The organism is Streptomyces sp. NPDC035033 (assembly GCF_040636735.1).
Classification (GTDB): Bacteria; Actinomycetota; Actinomycetes; order Streptomycetales; family Streptomycetaceae; genus Streptomyces.
In genome coordinates, this window is record NZ_JBEZUZ010000045.1 from 26845 (window position 1) to 44335 (window position 17491).

At 73.5% G+C, this 17491-nt stretch carries 14 protein-coding genes; 7 read left to right on the forward strand and 7 right to left on the reverse strand.

The window, feature by feature from the left end; translation table 11 throughout:
* Positions 1-42: 42 nt before the first annotated feature.
* From AB0E83_RS19685 to AB0E83_RS19710, 6 genes are all read left to right on the forward strand, one after another.
* On the forward strand, positions 43-876 hold the full coding sequence (locus AB0E83_RS19685) for an enoyl-CoA hydratase-related protein (protein WP_362113001.1): 834 nt from the start codon (positions 43-45) through the stop codon (positions 874-876).
* Positions 877-911: 35 nt separating this feature from the next.
* A complete protein-coding gene (locus AB0E83_RS19690) occupies positions 912-2738 on the forward strand; it encodes a long-chain fatty acid--CoA ligase (protein ID WP_362113004.1) in 1827 nt (608 codons plus the stop codon).
* A gap of 212 nt (positions 2739-2950) precedes the next feature.
* A complete protein-coding gene (locus AB0E83_RS19695; RefSeq protein ID WP_362113007.1) occupies positions 2951-3766 on the forward strand; it encodes an enoyl-CoA hydratase-related protein in 816 nt (271 codons plus the stop codon).
* Between the two features lie 70 nt (positions 3767-3836).
* The gene (locus AB0E83_RS19700) at positions 3837-5717 is read left to right on the forward strand and encodes an alkyl sulfatase dimerization domain-containing protein (protein WP_362113010.1); all 1881 of its coding nucleotides are present in this window, start codon (positions 3837-3839) and stop codon (positions 5715-5717) included.
* Between the two features lie 42 nt (positions 5718-5759).
* Positions 5760-7223 carry an aldehyde dehydrogenase gene (locus AB0E83_RS19705; protein WP_362113013.1) on the forward strand — a complete coding sequence of 488 codons (1464 nt, stop codon included), beginning with the start codon at positions 5760-5762 and terminating at the stop codon, positions 7221-7223.
* A 33-nt stretch (positions 7224-7256) separates the two neighbouring features.
* Positions 7257-8333: a Zn-dependent alcohol dehydrogenase gene (locus AB0E83_RS19710; protein WP_362113016.1), complete on the forward strand. Its 1077-nt coding sequence runs from the start codon at positions 7257-7259 to the stop codon at positions 8331-8333.
* A gap of 75 nt (positions 8334-8408) precedes the next feature.
* Here the strand turns inward: AB0E83_RS19710 and AB0E83_RS19715 are convergent, their stop codons facing one another.
* From AB0E83_RS19715 to AB0E83_RS19730, 4 genes are all read right to left on the reverse strand, one after another.
* Positions 8409-9092 carry a lipase gene (locus tag AB0E83_RS19715; RefSeq protein WP_362113019.1) on the reverse strand — a complete coding sequence of 228 codons (684 nt, stop codon included), beginning with the start codon at positions 9090-9092 and terminating at the stop codon, positions 8409-8411.
* A 353-nt stretch (positions 9093-9445) separates the two neighbouring features.
* Positions 9446-10204, reverse strand: a complete 759-nt coding sequence (gene fabG / locus AB0E83_RS19720; RefSeq protein ID WP_362113022.1) for a 3-oxoacyl-ACP reductase FabG — start codon at positions 10202-10204, stop codon at positions 9446-9448.
* Between the two features lie 46 nt (positions 10205-10250).
* Complete coding sequence (locus AB0E83_RS19725; RefSeq protein ID WP_362113025.1) at positions 10251-11438, reverse strand: acetyl-CoA C-acyltransferase; 1188 nt, start codon at positions 11436-11438, stop codon at positions 10251-10253.
* 29 nt (positions 11439-11467) lie between these two features.
* Entirely contained in the window at positions 11468-12616 is a 1149-nt protein-coding gene (locus AB0E83_RS19730; RefSeq protein ID WP_362113028.1) for an acyl-CoA dehydrogenase family protein, read from the reverse strand.
* Positions 12617-12814: 198 nt separating this feature from the next.
* Here AB0E83_RS19730 and AB0E83_RS19735 point away from each other — a divergent pair, with 198 nt between their 5' ends.
* Positions 12815-14644 (forward strand): alkyl sulfatase dimerization domain-containing protein, encoded by a 1830-nt coding sequence (locus AB0E83_RS19735; protein ID WP_362113031.1) that lies wholly within the window; start codon positions 12815-12817, stop codon positions 14642-14644.
* Positions 14645-14667: 23 nt separating this feature from the next.
* Here the strand turns inward: AB0E83_RS19735 and AB0E83_RS19740 are convergent, their stop codons facing one another.
* From AB0E83_RS19740 to AB0E83_RS19750, 3 genes are read right to left on the reverse strand one after another with little or no spacing between them, the layout of a single operon-like run.
* On the reverse strand, positions 14668-15408 hold the full coding sequence (locus AB0E83_RS19740) for a hypothetical protein (protein WP_362113034.1): 741 nt from the start codon (positions 15406-15408) through the stop codon (positions 14668-14670).
* Positions 15405-16343 (reverse strand): PA domain-containing protein, encoded by a 939-nt coding sequence (locus tag AB0E83_RS19745; protein WP_362113037.1) that lies wholly within the window; start codon positions 16341-16343, stop codon positions 15405-15407. Before AB0E83_RS19745 ends, AB0E83_RS19740 begins: the two co-directional genes overlap by 4 nt.
* The gene (locus AB0E83_RS19750; protein ID WP_362113040.1) at positions 16340-17458 is read right to left on the reverse strand and encodes a S8 family serine peptidase; all 1119 of its coding nucleotides are present in this window, start codon (positions 17456-17458) and stop codon (positions 16340-16342) included. The genes AB0E83_RS19745 and AB0E83_RS19750 overlap by 4 nt, the downstream gene beginning before the upstream one ends.
* Between the last annotated feature and the right edge of the window lie 33 nt (positions 17459-17491).

Consider the following 17491-nt stretch of genomic DNA (forward strand, 5'->3'; position numbering starts at 1 on the left):
CCACGGTTGATCGGCTCGGCGCAGCTTCTGGAAGAGGACTGCATGAACGCCACCGAGCGCTACTCCGGATACGAGCACCTGAGGTTCCACCACGAGGGCCACGTCCTCACCGTGCAGCTCCACCGCCCGGAGAACTACAACGCGGTCAACCTCGCGCTCCACGCCGAACTGGCCCGCGTCTTCGCGGAGATCCGCAAGGACGACGCCGTGCGGGCCGTGGTCCTCACCGGGGCCGGGAAGGCGTTCTCCGCGGGCGGCAACGTCCTCAAGGGCGAGCGGCCCAAGGCCGGCCCCGTCCTCGACGCCTTCTTCAAGGACGCCCGCAAGATCGTCACCGACCTCCTCGAAGTCCCCCAGCCGGTCATCGCCGCCGTCAACGGCCCCGCCGTCGGCCTGGGCGCCACCCTCACCCTGCTCTGCGACATCACCCTCATGTCCAGCACCGCGATCATCTCCGACCCGCACGTCACCGTCGGCGTCGTCGCCGGTGACGGCGGACTGATCGCCTGGCCCTGGCTGGTGGGCATGGGCCGGGCCAAGGAGTACCTGCTGACCGGCGACAAGCTCACGGCCGCCGAGGCCGAGCGGATCGGCCTGGTGAACCGCGTCGTCGAGCACGACCGGCTCCTGGAGGAGGCCCAGGCGCTGGCGGCGCGCATCGCCGCCGGCCCGGTCCGCGCCGTCCAGGGCACCAAGCAGGCGCTCAACCGGATCTGGCTCGACACCGCCAACCTCACGCTCGACGCGGCCCTCGCCGCCGAGAAGGAGTGCTTCGCGTCCGGCGACCACGCCCGCGCCGTGGAGGACTTCCGGAAGGCGTACGAGGAAGCGAAGGCGGCCAAGGCCGCGCAGGCCGCGGTCGGCGCGTCCGCCTGACGCGCCCCGCGCACCCACGCAGAGGAAGAACTCACGTGCCCGACTTGATGACCCCCGAACAGGTCGCGGAGGCGAACAGCCTCTGCGAGGTCTTCCAGGCCACGGTCGCCGCCGGCCCCGAAGCGATCGCGCTGCGCTCCTCGGACGGCTCCGTCTCCCTGACCTGGCGACAGTACGACGACAGGGTGCGCCGCATCGCCGCGGGACTCGCCGCCCTGGGCGTCGGCCGCGGCGACACCGTGGCGCTCATGCTCACCAACCGTCCCGAGTTCCACCTGGTCGACGCCGCCGTGATGCACCTCGGAGCCGCGTCGTTCTCCGTCTACAACACCTACCCGGCCGACCAGATCGCCCATCTGTTCTCCGTCGCCGGGAACGGCGTCGTCGTCACCGAGGAGCAGTTCCTCGACCGGGTCCGCGAGGCCGGCGAGCGGACCGGCGTCACCACCGTCGTCTGCGTCGACGCGGCCCCGGAGGGCACCCTCGGCCTCCCCGGCCTCGAAGGCCGCGCCGCGCCGGACTTCGACTTCGACGCCGCCTGGCGGGCCGTCACCCGCGACGACCTGCTCACCCTCATCTTCACCTCCGGCACCACCGGCGCGCCCAAGGGCGTCGAACTGGCCCACCGCAACATCCTGTTCTCGCTGAGCAGCAACATGACCTCCCTCACGGAGATCTCCGGCGGAACCGACCTGCGCGGCGCCATGCTGTCGTACCTGCCGGACGCCAACCTCGCCAACCGCTGGTCCGCCCACTACGGGCCGATCGCGACCGGGTCGACCGTCACGACCGTCCGCGACGGCAAGCAGGTCCTCGACGTCATGCGGCAGGTGCGCCCCACCGGCTTCATGGGCGTCCCCATGATCTGGTACAAGCTCAAGGCCCGGATCGAACAGGACCTCGCCGAGCGGCCCGCGGGGGAGCGCGACCAGGTGGCCCACGCGCTGCGCCTCGGCACCGCCCGGGCCCGCGCCGAGGCGACCGGCGCCATCCTCCCGCCGACCGCGCTCCGGGAGTGGGAGGAGGCCGACCGGACGGTCCTCCTGCCGGTCCGCGAACGGTTCGGCCTCGACCGCATGATCGTCACCACCTCCGGCGGCGCGCCCATCGCCCCCGAGGCCCTGGAGTTCTTCATGGCCCTCGGCGCGCCCCTCTGCGAGGTCTGGGGCATGACCGAGACCGCAGCGGCCGGCCTCGCGAACACGCCGGGCGAACGCCGCCCCGGCACCGTGGGCCGCGCACGGGCCGGCGTCGAGATCCGGATCGCCGACGACGGCGAACTGCTGCTCCGCAGCCCCGGCGTGATGCGCGGCTACCGCGACGACCCCGAGAAGACCGCCGAGGCCGTCGACGCCGACGGCTGGCTGCACACCGGCGACGTCGCCACCCTCGACGCCGACGGCTACGTGCGGATCGTCGACCGCAAGAAGGACGTGATCATCAACTCGTCCGGCAAGAACATGTCGCCGTCCCACATCGAGAACGCCGTGAAGCTGGAATGCCCGCTGATCGGCTCGATCGTCGCCATCGGCGACACCCGACCCCACGTCACGGCGCTGATCACCCTCGACCCGGAGGAGGCCCGCGCCTTCGCCGCCGAGCACGGACTCGCCGGCGCGGGACCGGAGGTCCTGGCGACCCACCCCGGCGTGCTGGCCGCCGTCGAGGAGGGCGTGGCCCGGGGCAACGCCCGGCTGGCCCGGGTGGAGCACGTCCGCGCCTTCACCCTCCTCCCGGTGTACTGGGAGGCCAACGGCGACGAGCTCACCGCCACCATGAAGGTGCGGCGCAAGGTGGTCACCGAGAAGTACGCCCGGGAGATCGAGGCGCTGTACGCCCGCCCGCGGGCCCGGACCCCCTGACCCGGGACTCCGCCCGCAGGCCCGGTCCCCGCACCCCGGCGCTCCGCCCGCGAGCCCGACCCCGCAACCCCGCAACCCCGCACGCCGCGCGCGGCCGGGACCGCACCCCGGCCGCGGGCGCCCGCACCGCACCCGCCCGCACCCCGCCCCGCCGCCCCCTCGCGGACCGGCACCGCCGTCCGCCGGGCGCCCGCGCAAGGAGACACCCACCCATGGCAGAGCAGACACCCGAGGCCACCCGCCTCGTCACCGAGGTCGCCGACGGAGTGATGCGGCTGACCCTCGACGGGCCGCACCGCCGCAACGCCCTCGGCAGGCCGCTCTTCGGCGAACTGGCCGACGCCGTCCACCGCGCCCGCACCGACGACGCCGTCCGCGCCGTCCTCGTCACCGGCTCCGGCGGCTACTTCTGCTCCGGCGCCGACCTCAGCGGCTCGGCAGGCGTCACCGGCGGAGCCGCCGCCGGCTCCGGCGACCTCATGGGCACCGCCCACACCATGCTCGACGCGCTGCGCCGGCTCCCCAAGCCCACCATCGCCGCCGTCGAGGGCGGCGCGGTCGGCATCGGCTGGTCCCTCGCCCTCGCCTGCGACCTCACCGTCGCCACCGAGAGCAGCTACTTCCTGGCGCCCTTCACCGAGCGCGGCCTCCTCCCGGACGGCGGCTGCGCCTGGTTCCTCGTCCAGGCGGTCGGCTCCCGGCTCGCGGCCCGCCTGACGATGCTGCCCGAGCGGCTCCCGGCCCGCCGCGCCGAGGCGCTCGGTCTCGTCACCGACATCACCCCCGACGGCGAGGCCCAGAAGCACGCCCTCGACCTGGCGAAGCGCCTGGCCGACGGCCCGTCGCACACCCTGCCCCTGCTGAAGCGGATGCTCTCCGCGGCCGAACGCAGCACCGACTACCGCGAGTTCCTCGACTTCGAGTGGTTCGCCGCCACGTACAACCTCACCACCCCCGACCCGCGCGAGGGCCTGACCGCCTTCCGCGAGCGGCGCAAGCCCGACTTCCGCCGCAGCGCGGCCGGCTGACCGTTCCGGGCCACGGCACGCCCCGGCCGGACCGCGGACGGGGCGCGCCGCACGACGACGAGGAGAACCCATGCCCGCACCCCACGGGCGGGAGGCCGGACCGGATCCGGACGACCGCACCGACTTCGCCGACGCCACCCGCGGCCTGATCGACCGGTACACGCCCTGCGTGATCCGCAACGAACGGGGCCGCGCGGTCTGGGACAACGAACGCTGGTCCTTCCTGGAGCAGGAGCCGCCGGACACCGTCCACCCCAGCCTGTGGAGGATCGGCCGGCTCAACGCCCTCCAGGGACTGTTCGAGGTGGTCCCCGGCGTCTACCAGGTGCGCGGCCTCGACGGCTCCAACATGACCGTGATCGAGGGCGACGACGGCGTGGTGGTGGTCGACCCGCTCTGCTCCGAGGAGTCGGCCGCGGCGGCCTGGCACCTGTACCGGCGCAACCGCGGCGACCGGCCCGTCCGCGCCGTCGTCTACTCCCACAGCCACGGAGACCACTTCGGCGGCGTGCACGGCGTCACCGGCCCCGAGGCGGTCGCCGCGGGGGAGTGCGCGATCGTCGCCCCGGCCGGATTCCTGGAGCACGCGGTCAGCGAGAACGTCTTCGCCGGCCCCGCCATGCGCCGCCGCGCCGCCTACATGTACGGCGCGAAGCTCCCCGCCGGACCCGACGGCACGGTCGGCTTCGGACTCGCCCAGGCCATGTCCGCCGGCCGTTTCGGCCTCATCCCCCCGACGGTCACCGTGGAGACCACCGGGCAGGAACTCCTGCTCGCCGGAGTCCGGTTCGTCTTCCAGCTCACGCCCGACACCGAGGCGCCGAGCGAGATGAACTTCTTCCTGCCCGACCAGGACGTCCTGCTGATCGCGGAGAACGCCACCCACACCCTCCACAACGTCCTCACCCTCCGGGGCGCGCTGGTCCGCGACGCCCACGCCTGGGCCTCGTACCTCACCGAGTCGCTCCAGCTCTTCCCGGACGCCGGCGTGCTGATCGGCTCCCACCACTGGCCGACCTGGGGACGCGACCGCGTGCGCGCCTTCCTCACGGAACAGCGCGACGCGTACGCCTACCTCCACGACCAGACCGTGCGGCTGATGAACCGCGGCCTCACCGGACCGGAGATCGCCGAGGAACTCGCCGCGTTCCCCGGCGACCTGGGCCGCGCCTGGAGCGTGCGCGGCTACTACGGCTCCCTCAGCCACAACGTCAAGGCGGTCTACCAGCGGTACATGGGCTGGTTCGACGGCAACCCCGCCCACCTGTGGCAGCACCCGCCCGCCGAACAGGCCCGCCGCTACGTCGACTTCATGGGCGGCGCCGACGCCGTCCTCGCCAAGGCGCGCGTCTCGTACGAGGAGGGCGACCTGCGCTGGGTCGCCGAGGTGGTCGACCGCGTGGTCTTCGCCGACCCGGCGAACACCGAGGCGCGCGAACTCCTCGCCACCACCTACGAGCGGCTCGGCCACGCCCAGGAGAACGGCACCTGGCGCAACTTCTACCTCACCGGAGCCCAGGAGCTGCGCGCCCCGGACGACCACCGGCCCCCGCGGCGCCCCGGCTTCTCCCTCGGCGGCGTCGACATGGTCGGCGCGCTCACCACACGCCAGGTCTTCGAGAGCCTCGCCGTCTGCCTGGACGGCCCCCGCGCCGCCGCCCACCGGCTGCTGCTGCGCTGGGAGTTCACCGACGCGTCCGAGGTGTGGACGCTGCTGCTCGGCAACGGGGTCCTCACCCCGCTGCGCGGCGACGCGCCCGGCGGGGAGAAGCCCCACGTCACCCTCCGTCTGGAACGCGCCGCGCTCGACCGGGTCCTGTCCGGCCGCTCCTCCCTCACCGACGCCGTGGCCGCCGGGGCGATCGAGGCGGACGGCGACACCGACGCGCTGGCCACCCTCCAGTCGCTCCTGGAGCAGCCGAACCCCGACTTCCCGGTCGTCCTCCCGTGACGACCTCCCGTTCCCGCCCCGCCCGAGGAGCCCTGCCGACCCATGGCCGAGATCACGCAGTACGACCGACTCTTCATCGGCGGCCGGTGGGCCGCTCCCGCCGGCTCCGACGTCATCGACGTCGTGTCACCCGTCACCCAGCAGGTCGTCGGCCGGGTGCCGCACGCCGGACCGCAGGACGTCGACCGGGCGGTGGCCGCCGCCCGCGACGCCTTCGACCACGGCCCCTGGCCCCGTATGGCGGTCGCCGAACGGGCCGAGGTCGTCACCCGGATCAAGGACGCCCTGCTGGCCCGCCACCGCGAGATGGCGGAACTCATCACCCTGCAGAACGGCTCGCCCCTGGCCTTCTCGCTCCGCGGCCAGGCCCTCGCCCCCGTCGGCATCTTCACCGCCGCGCTCGCCGCCGCCGCGCGGGTGCCGCTGGAGGAGGAGCGCCAGGGACTCACCGGCCCCGTCCTCGTCCGACGGCATCCGGTCGGGGTCGTCGCCGCCATCACCCCGTGGAACGTGCCGCAGTTCACCATCGCGGGCAAGCTGGCGCCCGCCCTGCTCGCCGGCTGCACCGTGGTCCTGAAGCCGTCCCCCGAGACCCCGCTCGACGCCTTCCTCCTGGCGGAGATCTGCGAGGAGGCCGGACTGCCCGAAGGCGTGCTCTCCGTGCTGCCGGCCGACCGGGAGGCGAGCGCCTACCTCGCCGCCCACCCCGGCGTCGACAAGGTCGCCTTCACCGGCTCGGTCGACGCGGGCAGAGCCGTCATGGCCGCCGCCGCGCGAAACCTCACCCGCGTCTCCCTCGAACTCGGCGGCAAGTCCGCCGCCGTCCTCCTGGACGACGCCGACCTCGCGGCGGCCCTGCCCGTCATCGTGGGCGCGACCTGCGGCGCCAACAGCGGCCAGGCGTGCGTCGCCCTCACCCGCGTCCTCGTCCCCGCCTCCCGCTACGACGAGGTCGCCGCCGCGCTCACCGCGGCCTTCGAGGCGCTGAAGGTCGGGGACCCCGCGGACCCGGCGACCGTCGTCGGCCCGATGGTCACCAGGACCCACCGCGAGCGGGTCCTGGACCACATCCGGATCGGGCGCGAGGAGGGCGCCGAGGTGCTCACCGGCGGGGGGACCCCCGCCGACCGGGAGACCGGCTGGTACGTGGAGCCGACCCTGTTCGGAGAGGTCACCAACGACATGCGGATCGCCCGGGAGGAGATCTTCGGCCCCGTCGTGTGCCTGATCCGGTACGAGGACGAGGAGGACGCCCTGCGCCTCGCGAACGACTCCGAGTACGGCCTCTCCGGCGCCGTCTTCACCGCCGACGAGGAACGCGGCCTGCGCTTCGCCCGCCGGATCCGCACCGGCACCTGTTCCGTCAACGGCTTCCGCATCGATCCCGCCGCCCCCTTCGGCGGCTTCAAGAACTCCGGCATCGGCCGCGAGTTCGGCCCCGAAGGACTGGCCGGCTACGTCGAGTACCAGACCGTCCACCTCCCCGTCCCGCCCCGCCAGAGCTGAACCGAGCCCCGAGCCCCCGAGGAGAACCCACCCATGCGCGCTGCCGTCCTCCGGCACACCGGTGCCGAGAGCCTGGACGTCGTCGACGCCGAGGCCGTGTCCTTCGGCCCGGGCCGTGTCCGCGTACGGATGCGGAACGCCGGCCTGTGCCACTCCGACCTGTCCGTCATGAGCGGCCTGCTGCCCCATCCCACCCCCTGCGTCCTCGGCCACGAAGGGGCCGGCGAGGTCGTCGAGACCGGCGAGGGCGTGACCCACGTCAAGGCCGGCGACCGCGTCATCGTCTGCTGGATGCCCCCGTGCGACGCCTGCCCGTCCTGCCGGGCCGGCGACGGACACCTGTGCCGCAGCGGATACCGCAACCTCGCCACCCCGAACTTCCGCGTCGAGGGCGCCCTCGTACCCGGCATGTTCGGCGGCGGTCTCTTCTCCGAGGAGGTCGTCGTCGCCGCCAACGCGGCGATCCCGGTCCCCGACGACCTGCCGTACGACATCGCCGCGCTCATCGGCTGCGGTGTCACCACCGGCGTCGGTGCCGCCCTCAACACGGCCCGGGTCCGGCCCGGCTCCTCCGTCGCCGTCATCGGGCTCGGTGGCGTGGGCATGAGCATCGTCCAGGGCGCGAAGGTCGCCGGCGCCGCTCAGATCCTCGCCGTCGACCCCACGCCCAACCGGCGCGAGTGGGCGCTGAAGTTCGGCGCCACCGAAGCGATCGCCCCCGAGGACCTCAAGCAGGCCGCCAAGCGTCTCACCGGCGGGTTCGGCTTCGACCACGCCTTCGAGGCCGTGGGACGGTCCGCCACCCTCCGCTCCGCCTACGACGCCACGCGCAACGGCGGCTCCGTGTGCCTCGTCGGCGTCGGCGGGCACCAGGACCTCACCGACATCGGCCTGGGCGAGCTCGTCGGCAACGAGAAGAGCATCCTGCCCTCCTTCTACGGAGGGACCGACTTCCGCCGCACCTTCGCGACGATCATCGACCTGTGGCGGGCCGGCCGCCTCGACCTCGCCTCGATGATCACCCACCGGGTGCCGCTCGACGGGATCGGCGAGGCCCTGCGCCAGATGCGCACCGGCGAGGCCCTGCGGACGGTCATCGACATCGCGTGACACCCCGCCGCGGGGAAGGCCCCCGACCACCGCACCGGTGGTCGGGGGCCTTCCGTCGTGCCGCGCCGCCCGGGGTCAGGAGACGGCGGCGCGGGTGCGCTCGAAGTTGGAGTAGAGGTACAGCATGGCCACGTGGTCGACGCAGCCGACCCAGATGTTGTTCGCGCCGTCGAGCCGCGCGCTGGAGTCCGGGTTGACGAAGGTGTCACAGTTCGACCAGAGGGTCGTGTAGGTGGTGGGGCCGGGGGTCTCGTCGCCCGAGTTCAGGGTCGTGACGAAGGGGCTGTAGACGGCGGCGTCCTGGCAGGACGGCTGCAGACCGCAGCCCTCGGCGCCGATGGTGCCGTGGTTGACGCCGGCGATGCCGACGAAGTCGTCGACGTACTGGGAGCCGCCGAGGAACTTGATGTACCAGCGGGCGACGAGGTTGCCGAGGGAGTGGGCGACGATGTCGACCTTGTCCGCGCCGGTCCTGGCGCGCAGCTCGGCGACCTCCTGGACGAGTTCGGCGGCACTCGTCTCCAGGTCCTGGACCGTGTTGTAGCTCATGAGCTGCAGGGAGTCGCGGTCCCAGCCCGCCCGCTCGAAGTCGGCGGCCATGTCCGACCACGCCAGGGGCCCGTCCATGTAGATGCCGTGGACGAACAGGACCGGGTCGTGGGTGTCGGCCTGGGCGGGTGCCGCGGGCAGGACGAGGGCGGCGAGGGCGCAGACGACCGCCACGACGGCGGCGCGGGCCCGGGTGGTGACTCTTCGCATGGGGAGGCTCTTCTCGACGAGGGTGTGTGAGTGGGCGGAAAGCTCCGCCTTTCGATGCACAGCGCGGGCGAGCACCCGGTTTTCGGGCCGCTCTCGTCGGTGGCAGGGGAGAGCGTGCAACGTCGGCCGGTGCGAATCCATAGCCGGCGTCAAAGCCTCTTGCCTCCGCCGGACGATCTGTGCGTGGGCATGGCGTCCACCGCCCGCACACTGTGGTCCGGCACATTGCGACGCGGCACCGGTCGTGGTTCCCCGGTTCCGGAGACGCCGCCGACCCGGCCCCGGACAGTGCGAGGGCCGCCCGCCCACAAAGGACGGACGGCCCGGGGCCGAACGAGGACGGAGCCGCTGGGTCAGCGGGCGCCCCCGTTGATGTAGAGCGTCTGGCCGCTGACGTACGAGGCGTCGTCGGAGGCGAGGAAGGCGACGACGGACGCGACCTCCTCGGGCCTTCCGACGCGGCGCAGGGGCGTGCGCTCGGCGGCGAGCCGCTGGTGGTCCTCGACCGTGGCGCCCACGCGCTCGGCGGTGGCCGCGGTCATGGCGGTCGCGATGTAGCCGGGCGCGACGGCGTTGACGTTGATGTCGAACGGGCCGAGTTCGATGGCGAGGGTGGCCGTGAGGCCCTGGATGCCGGCCTTGGCGGCGGCGTAGTTGGCCTGGCCGCGGTTGCCCAGGGCGGAGCGGGAGCTCAGCGACACGATCTTCCCGTACTTCTGGGCGACCATGTACCTCTGGGCGGCCTGGGCGCAGTTGTAGACGCTCGTGAGATTGGCCCCGATGACCTCGTCCCAGTCGTTCCTCGGCATCTTGAAGAAGAGGTTGTCGCGGGTGACGCCCGCGTTGTTGACCAGGACGTGCACCGTGCCGAGGTCGGACCCGATCCGCCGGAAGACGCCGTCCACCGCGTCGAAGTCGGCGACGTCGCAGGCATAGGCGCGGGCGGCGCCGCCCTTGGCGGTGATGGCGTCGACGGTGGCCCGTGCCCCGTCCTCGTTCAGGTCGAGGACGGCGACGGTCGCGCCCTCCTCGGCGAGGCGGTGCGCGGTGGCGGCGCCGATGCCCTGGGCGGCGCCGGTGACCACGGCGACCTTGTCGGTGAAACGGCTCATCTGCGGTTCTCCTGGAGGGAAGGTGCGGGGCGGGTGCGGGGAGGGGTCAGTCGCGGTCGACGAGGACGGCGGTGCCCTGGCCGACGCCGACGCACATGGTGGCGAGGCCGTGGCGGTCGCCGGTGCGGCGCATGCGGTGGAGGAGGGTGGTGAGGAGGCGGGCGCCGGATCCGCCGAGGGGGTGGCCGAGGGCGATGGCGCCGCCCTGGGGGTTGACCCGCTCGGGGTCGATGCCGAGTTCGCGGACGCAGGCGAGCGCCTGGGCGGCGAAGGCCTCGTTGAACTCGGCGGTGTCGATGGCGTCCAGGGCGCGCTTGTTCCTGGTGAGGACGCGCTGGACGGCGGGGACGGGGCCGATGCCCATGACGTCGGGGTGGACTCCGGCGCTGGCGCCCGCGACGTACCGGCCCAGCGGCTCCAGGTCCAGCTCGCGCAGGACCTCCTCGCTGACGAGGAGGAGGGCGGCGGCGCCGTCGTTCATGGGGGAGGCGTTGCCGGCGGTGACGGTGCCGCCGGGGCGGAAGACCGGCTTGAGGGCGGCCAGCTTCTCGGCGGTGGTGTCGGGGCGGATGGACTCGTCCCGGGTGACGACGGTGCCGTCGGCGAGGGTGACGGGCACGATCTCGGCGTCGAAGAGGCCGTCGTCGCGCGCCGCCGCGGCGAGCCGGTGGCTGCGCAGGGCGAAGGCGTCCTGGTCCTCGCGGCTGACGCCGTACCGGGCGGCGACCTCCTCGGCGGTCTCGCCCATGGAGAGCACGCCGTGCAGTTCCTTCATGCGCGGGTGGGTCAGCCGCCAGCCGAGCTTGGTGTCGAAGATCTCCTGGCCGTGCGGGAGCGCCTGGTCGGGCCGGGGGAGGACGAACGGCGCGCGGCTCATGGACTCGGAGCCGCCGGCCAGGACGATGTCGGCCTCGCCGGAGGCGATGGCGCGGGCGGCGGTGGTGACGGCTTCGAGGCCGGAGGCGCAGAGGCGGTTGAGGGTGGCGCCGGGGACGGTGTCGGGCAGTCCCGCGAGCAGGACGGCCATCCGGGCGACGTTGCGGTTGTCCTCGCCCGCCTGGTTGGCGGCGCCCCAGTAGACGTCGTCGATCCGGGCGGGATCGAGGGCGGGCACGGCGTCGAGGGCGGCGCGGACGGCGGTGGCGGCGAGGTCGTCGGGGCGTACGGAGGACAGCGCGCCGCGCAGGCGGCCGATGGGGGTGCGCCGGGCGGCGGCGAAGTACACGGGTCGCATGGACTCGGCTCCAGGGAGGGTGAAGGTGGTCAGAACGCGTTGACGCCGGTCAGGGCGCGGCCGATGAGCAGCTTCTGGATCTGGCTGGTGCCCTCGTAGAGGGTCATCACGCGGGCGTCGCGGACGTACTTGCCGACGGGGTACTCGTCGATGAAGCCGTAGCCGCCGAAGACCTGGAGGGCGGTGTTGGCGGCCTTGACCGCGGCCTCGGAGGCGTACAGCTTGGCGACGGACGACTCCGTCTGGAAGGGCTGCCCGCGGTCGATGAGGTCGGCCACCCGCCACACCAGCAGCCGGGCGGCGTCCAGCTCGACCTTGATGTCGGCGAGCATCTCCTGGACCAGCTGGTGCGAGGCGATCGGCTTGCCGAACTGCTCGCGCTGCCCGGCGTACTCCACCGCCGCGTCGAGGGACGCCTGGACGATGCCGACGCAGCCGGCCGCCACCGACATCCGGCCCTTGGCCAGCGCCGACATCGCCACCGCGAAGCCCTTCCCCTCCGGGCCCAGCATCGCCGAGGCCGGCACGCGGACGCCCTCGAAGGCCAGCTCGGCCGTGGGCTGCCCGCGCAGACCCAGCTTCCCGTGCACCGTCGTACGGGTCAGGCCGGGCGTGTCGGTGGGCACCAGGAAGGCGCTCACGCCCCGGTGCCCGGGCTCGCCGGTGCGGGCGAAGACCAGGGCGACCTCGGCCCAGGTGCCGTTGGTGATGAACATCTTGCTGCCGTCGATGACGTACTCGTCGCCGTCGCGGACCGCGCGGGTGGTGAGGTTGCCGGCGTCGGAGCCGGTGCCGGGCTCGGTCAGGGCGAAGCAGCCGAGCGCCTCGCCGGAGGTCAGTCGGGGCAGCCACCGCTGCTTCTGCTCCTCGGTGCCCCAGTGGTTGATCGACTTGGCGACGAGTCCGAGGGAGACGGAGACCAGTCCGCGTACGGAGGAGTCGCCCCGCCCCAGCTCCTCGGTGACGAGGCAGTACGCGAGGTGGTCGCCGCCGGAGCCGCCGTACTCCTCGGGGATGGTCAGGCCGAGGAAGCCCAGCGCGCCCAGCTTCTTCACGACGTCCGGGTCGACCTGCTCGGCGCGGTCCCACGCGGTGGCGTGAGGGACGATCTCGCGGTTGACGAAGTCCGCGGCGAGGGCGCGGACGGCGGTCTGCTCTTCGGAGAGTTCGAGGTTCACGATCGATGGCCCCTAAAACTAGCAGTGCAAGTTTTAAGGACTCTGCCGCGCGCGGACTCCGCCGGTCAAGCCCCGCCGGGAGTGCCGTGCGACACGCGTGCCGGGAGCCCGGGCGGGCGGCGACGTGCGGGCCGGTATGCCCGGTGATGAGATGGTTCACGGCTGATCCACTCCTCCAGCGGATCGGAGCACGAGCGCATGAGCGACTCCCTGCCCTCCTTCGACGACACCCGGGACTTCGCGGACGCCGACCGGGGATTCATCGCCGCCCTCGCGCCCGGAGTCGTTGAAGCCGCCGACGGCCGCGTGATCTGGGACAACGACGCCTACCGCTTCCTGGAGGCCGACTGCCCCGACACCGCCCACCCCAGCCTGTGGCGCCAGGGCCGCCTCGCCGCCCGCCAGGGCCTGTACGAGGTGACCGAGGGCGCCTACCAGGTGCGCGGCCTGGACATCTCCAACATGACGATCGCCGAGGGGGACCGAGGGGTGATCGTCATCGACCCCCTCATCTCCGCCGAGACGGCCGCCGCCGCCCTGGCCCTCTACAAGGAGCACCGGGGCGACCGCCCGGTCACGGGCCTGGTCTACACCCACTCGCACGGCGACCACTTCGGCGGCGCGCGCGGCGTCCTTGCGCACGGCACCGAGGAGGGCGTCCCCGTCATCGTCCCTGCGGGCTTCCTGGAACACGCCGTGAGCGAGAACGTGTACGCCGGCGGGGCGATGGGGCGCCGGGGCAGCTACATGTACGGGGTGATGCTCCCGAAGTCGCCGGAAGGCCAGATCGGCGTCGGCCTCGGCCAGGCCACCTCCACGGGCACCTTCTCCCTCGTGCCGCCCACTCTGGACATCACCCGGACGGGTCGGGAGGAGACCGTCGACGGCGTACGGATGGTCTTCCAGCTCACCCCCGGCACCGAGGCGCCCGCCGAGATGAACTTCCTCTTTCCCGACCACCGCGCCCTGTGCCTCGCCGAGAACGCCACGCACACCCTGCACAACGTGCTCACGCTCCGCGGCGCCCTGGTCCGCGACGCGCGGATCTGGGCCCGCTACCTGGACGAGGCGATCGAGTACTTCCACGGCCGGTACGACGTCGCGTTCGCCTCGCACCACTGGCCCACCTGGGGCCACGACGACGTGGTCCGCTTCCTCTCCGAGCAGCGCGACGTCTACGCCTACCTCCACGACCAGACCCTGCGCATGCTCAACGAGGGTCTCACCGGCGCCGAGATCGCCGAGACGATCCAGCTGCCCCCGGCCCTGGAGAAGGCGTGGCACGCCCGCGGGTACTACGGGTCCCTCAGCCACAACGCCAAGGCCGTGTACCAGCGTTACCTCGGCTGGTTCGACAGCAACCCGGCCCACCTGTGGGAGCACCCGCCCGTCGAACTCGCACGGCGCTACGTGGACGTGGCCGGCGGCCCCGTGGAGGCGGTCGCCAAGGCACGGAAGTACGCCGACGCGGGAGATCCGCGCTTCGCCGCCACCCTCCTGAACCACGTGGTCTTCGCCGACCCCGACGACCAGGAGGCCCGGCACGCCCTCGCCGAGGTCTACACCCGCCTCGGCCAGGGAGCCGAGAACGCCACCTGGCGCAACTTCTACCTCACGGGTGCGAAGGAACTCCGCGACGGCCCCCGGGCCGAGATCGTCGACCTCGCGAGCCCCGAGATGCTCATGGCCCTCACCGTCCCCATGCTGCTCGACTCGCTCGCCATCCGGATCGACGGCCCCCGGGCCTGGGACGACGACCTGACGATCGACCTCGTCGTCACCGAGCCGGAGGCCGAGCGGGCCCGCCACCGCCTCACCCTCCACCACGGCGCCCTCACCCACCGCGAGATCACCGCCCCCCGCACTCCGCCCGGCCTCGTCCTCACCCTCACCAAGCGGCAGCTGCTGGGAGTTCTCGCGGGACAGGGCGCGGGCGGGATCGCCACCGAGGGCGACCCCGCCCTGCTGGAGCGGCTGTTCTCCTTCCTGACGAAACCCGATCCGAACTTCCCGATCGTCACGCCCTGAGCCCGGCGTGCGGCCGGCCCGGGCTACGTCAGCGCGTAGGCGCGGATGACCGTCTGCTCCGTGCGGTTCCCGGCGCCGTCCCAGGCGGCGACCCGCAGGGAGACGAAGCCGTCGGTCGCGGTGGCCTCGGGATGGCGGACCGCCACGTCGGCCGAACCGTCCTTCCGGAGGGTCACCTTCTCGGCGTCCGACCAGGTCGAGCCGGAGTCGTACGACACCTGGACGGTCGTCCCGGAGACCGGCGGGCCGGTGTGGCCGGGCTGCCGCCGGGTGTCGACCGTGAAGGAGAAGCGCCGCCCCGCCGGGGCCCGGTTGCGGTGGTCGAGCGGCACGTCGTACCCGGTCAGGATCAGCGGCAGTACGGCGCAGGCGCCGGCGTCCGGGAAGACCTCGGCGCAGCCCGGTGCGCTGCCCGCCGCCGGGGCCTCGGAGCGGAACGTCCACGAGGTGCTGACCGTGGACCCCGACGTCTCCAGGGCGTTGGTGCTGCGCTGGACGGTGTGGTCGATCCGGTACTCGGCCCGCTCCGGGACGAGGAGGTCGTCGTAGTCGGCGACCGGGGCGCCGTCGCGGTGGTAGGCGCGGCCAGGCTCGTACACGGTGGGCGCGTCCTGGGTGAGCGTGCCGGCCAGCAGAGAGGCGCGGACGCTCTGCTGGTACCTCACGCCGTCGGCGAGGACGTGGTCGGTGCGGCTGCCGGGGGCCCAGTGGTAGGTGGCGGTGCGCGCGTGGCTCCGCTGCCACGGGTGCCAGGAGTAGATCACGTCGTAGGCCGGTCGGCGCCGCCGGCGTGGAAGTCGTTCACCAGCGTGGCGTAGTCGTCCTTACGGGTGGTCAGCACCGGGCTCTCCGGGATCGCTCCGGCGAAGTCCATCGGGACGGTGTAGGTGAAGCGGCTGTCCCGGCGGTTGTCGAGGGCCACCGTGACGGGCTGGTCGGCGAGCGCCGCGAGCAGCACCCGCCCGGCCTCGTGCGGTGCGGCGACGACCGGCACCTCGGCCGAGGCGGCACCCTGGATCACCGTCGTGCCGGGCGTGGGCCGGGTGACCAGCACGGCGGCGGCGCCGTGCGCCTCGGCGGTGGCCACCAGCGGGCTCACCACGGCGCGGGTGGTGCTGACGACGACGAGCTTGCCGGTGACGTCCCGGCCCGCGTAGTCGCTGTCGGCGCCCGCCCCGACGGAGACCGCCGGCAGCCGGAGCGAGGAGTCGGACCGGGGTGCCTGCACCGGGCTGAGGAGCGGCAGCGGGGTGGTGCGGCCTCCGGCCGTCCAGGAGCCGGTCAGGTACGGGTCGCGCAGTTGGTGGTCGGCGGCCAGGTGGAAGGCGCCGTGCTCCGCGGTGGTGGCCGACGGGATCACGCCGAAGGCGGTGTCCCGGTCGCCGAGGGTGGCCAGGTCGTCGGTGCCGATGCCCAGCCCGTCGGCCCGCGTCCGGACGAGGTCCACTGACAGGGAGCCGTCCTCCAGGGCCCGGTCCTCGTCGACGACCAGGGGCCGCAGCGGCCTCGCCCGCCGGGCGTCCAGCTCCAGCGTCCGGTCGGAGCCGAGGACGACCTCCGGCTCCGCGAAGTAGTCGGTGGCCCGGGCGTTCCGTTCGCCGTCGTAGGTGATGACGCGCGCCTGCACCGCGTACCGGCCCTCGGGCAGGGGCAGCGCGAACTCCGGTTCGTCCAGCGCGGTGACGGAGCGGTAGGTCACCGCGTCGGTGACCAGGTCGAGGACTGGAGGTCGACCTGGCCGGCGGCCTCGCCGTCCCGGCCCGTCAGCCGGAACGTGACGGTGCGCCGCGGCGGCGCCTTGACGTAGTTGACCGCGGTGGTCAGCGCGGCTCCGTCACCGGTGGCGGTCAGGAACCCCTCGTACCGGCCGAGCCCACCGGCGGTGGGGTCGACGGTGACGGTCACGGGGGCGGCGCCGCCCGCCGGGACCACGACGCGGGACGCGGACAGCGACACGGCGCCGTCCGGGACCGCCTCGCCGCGGTCCCTCACCAGGTCGAGGTCGAGCGTCACGTCCTCGGCGCCGGTGTTGGTGTAGGTGACCGTCCGGGTGAGCGGTCCCTGGCCGGCGGCGACGGAGGCGAAGTCGGCGGTCCCGGTGGCGAGCACGGCCGCCGCCGGCGCCCGGTCCACCGCCAGCCGTCCGGCGCCCTGCTCGTGGACCGAGTGGTCCGGCGCCGTCTCGGCGGTGGACACCAGGGCGTCCTTGAGCCGGTCGGGCTTCCACTCCGGATGCTGCTGGATCAGCAGCGCGGCGGCTCCGGCCACGTGCGGCGTGGCCATCGACGTGCCGTTCAGCGCGGTGTACGAGCCGTCGACGGGCCGCCCGAGGGAGGTGCCGGCGGCGCGCGCGGCGACGACGGCCACACCGGGGGCGGTGATCTCCGGCTTGAGGGACCCGTCGGCGGTGGGGCCCCGGCGTCGTCGTAGCCGTCGGCGACCAGGCGCGTGACGTTGAACAGGTCCCGGTCCAGCCGCCCCGACGCCAGAGCGGCGCCGACGGTGTCCGGATAGACGTAGGTGTCGCCGGCGGGCGAGGTCTCGGTGCGGAACACCGGCGAGGTGCCGGGAGCGGGAACGGCGGTCACCCCGGTCCGGCCGTCGGAACCGGTGGACACGGTGACCTGGTCCCCGGTGACCAGGGTGACGGTGGCGGTACGGGGCGGGCGCGGCGCGGCCGGGGGTACCGGTTCCGATGGGCTCCGGTCCCGGCGGGGCGCCCGAGGCGACGGCCGCGGGCGGCAGCAGGGCCAGGGCCAGGGCCGAGGTGACGAGGGCGAGGCCGGCTCTCCGGCCCCGCGTGGGGGTACGCATACGGGCTCCTCTTCGTCCGGTCGACCGCCGCCA

Excerpts from the sequence above, each read along its gene's own strand:
- AB0E83_RS19710 (WP_362113016.1), top strand. The coding sequence starts at position 7,257 with ATGCGCGCTGCCGTCCTCCGGCACACCGGTGCCGAGAGCCTGGACGTC.
- AB0E83_RS19705 (WP_362113013.1), top strand. The coding sequence starts at position 5,760 with ATGGCCGAGATCACGCAGTACGACCGACTCTTCATCGGCGGCCGGTGG.
- AB0E83_RS19700 (WP_362113010.1), top strand. The coding sequence starts at position 3,837 with ATGCCCGCACCCCACGGGCGGGAGGCCGGACCGGATCCGGACGACCGC.
- AB0E83_RS19750 (WP_362113040.1), bottom strand. The coding sequence starts at position 17,458 with ATGCGTACCCCCACGCGGGGCCGGAGAGCCGGCCTCGCCCTCGTCACC.
- AB0E83_RS19725 (WP_362113025.1), bottom strand. The coding sequence starts at position 11,438 with ATGCGACCCGTGTACTTCGCCGCCGCCCGGCGCACCCCCATCGGCCGC.
- AB0E83_RS19695 (WP_362113007.1), top strand. The coding sequence starts at position 2,951 with ATGGCAGAGCAGACACCCGAGGCCACCCGCCTCGTCACCGAGGTCGCC.
- AB0E83_RS19735 (WP_362113031.1), top strand. The coding sequence starts at position 12,815 with ATGAGCGACTCCCTGCCCTCCTTCGACGACACCCGGGACTTCGCGGAC.
- AB0E83_RS19685 (WP_362113001.1), top strand. The coding sequence starts at position 43 with ATGAACGCCACCGAGCGCTACTCCGGATACGAGCACCTGAGGTTCCAC.
- fabG (WP_362113022.1), bottom strand. The coding sequence starts at position 10,204 with ATGAGCCGTTTCACCGACAAGGTCGCCGTGGTCACCGGCGCCGCCCAG.
- AB0E83_RS19715 (WP_362113019.1), bottom strand. The coding sequence starts at position 9,092 with ATGCGAAGAGTCACCACCCGGGCCCGCGCCGCCGTCGTGGCGGTCGTC.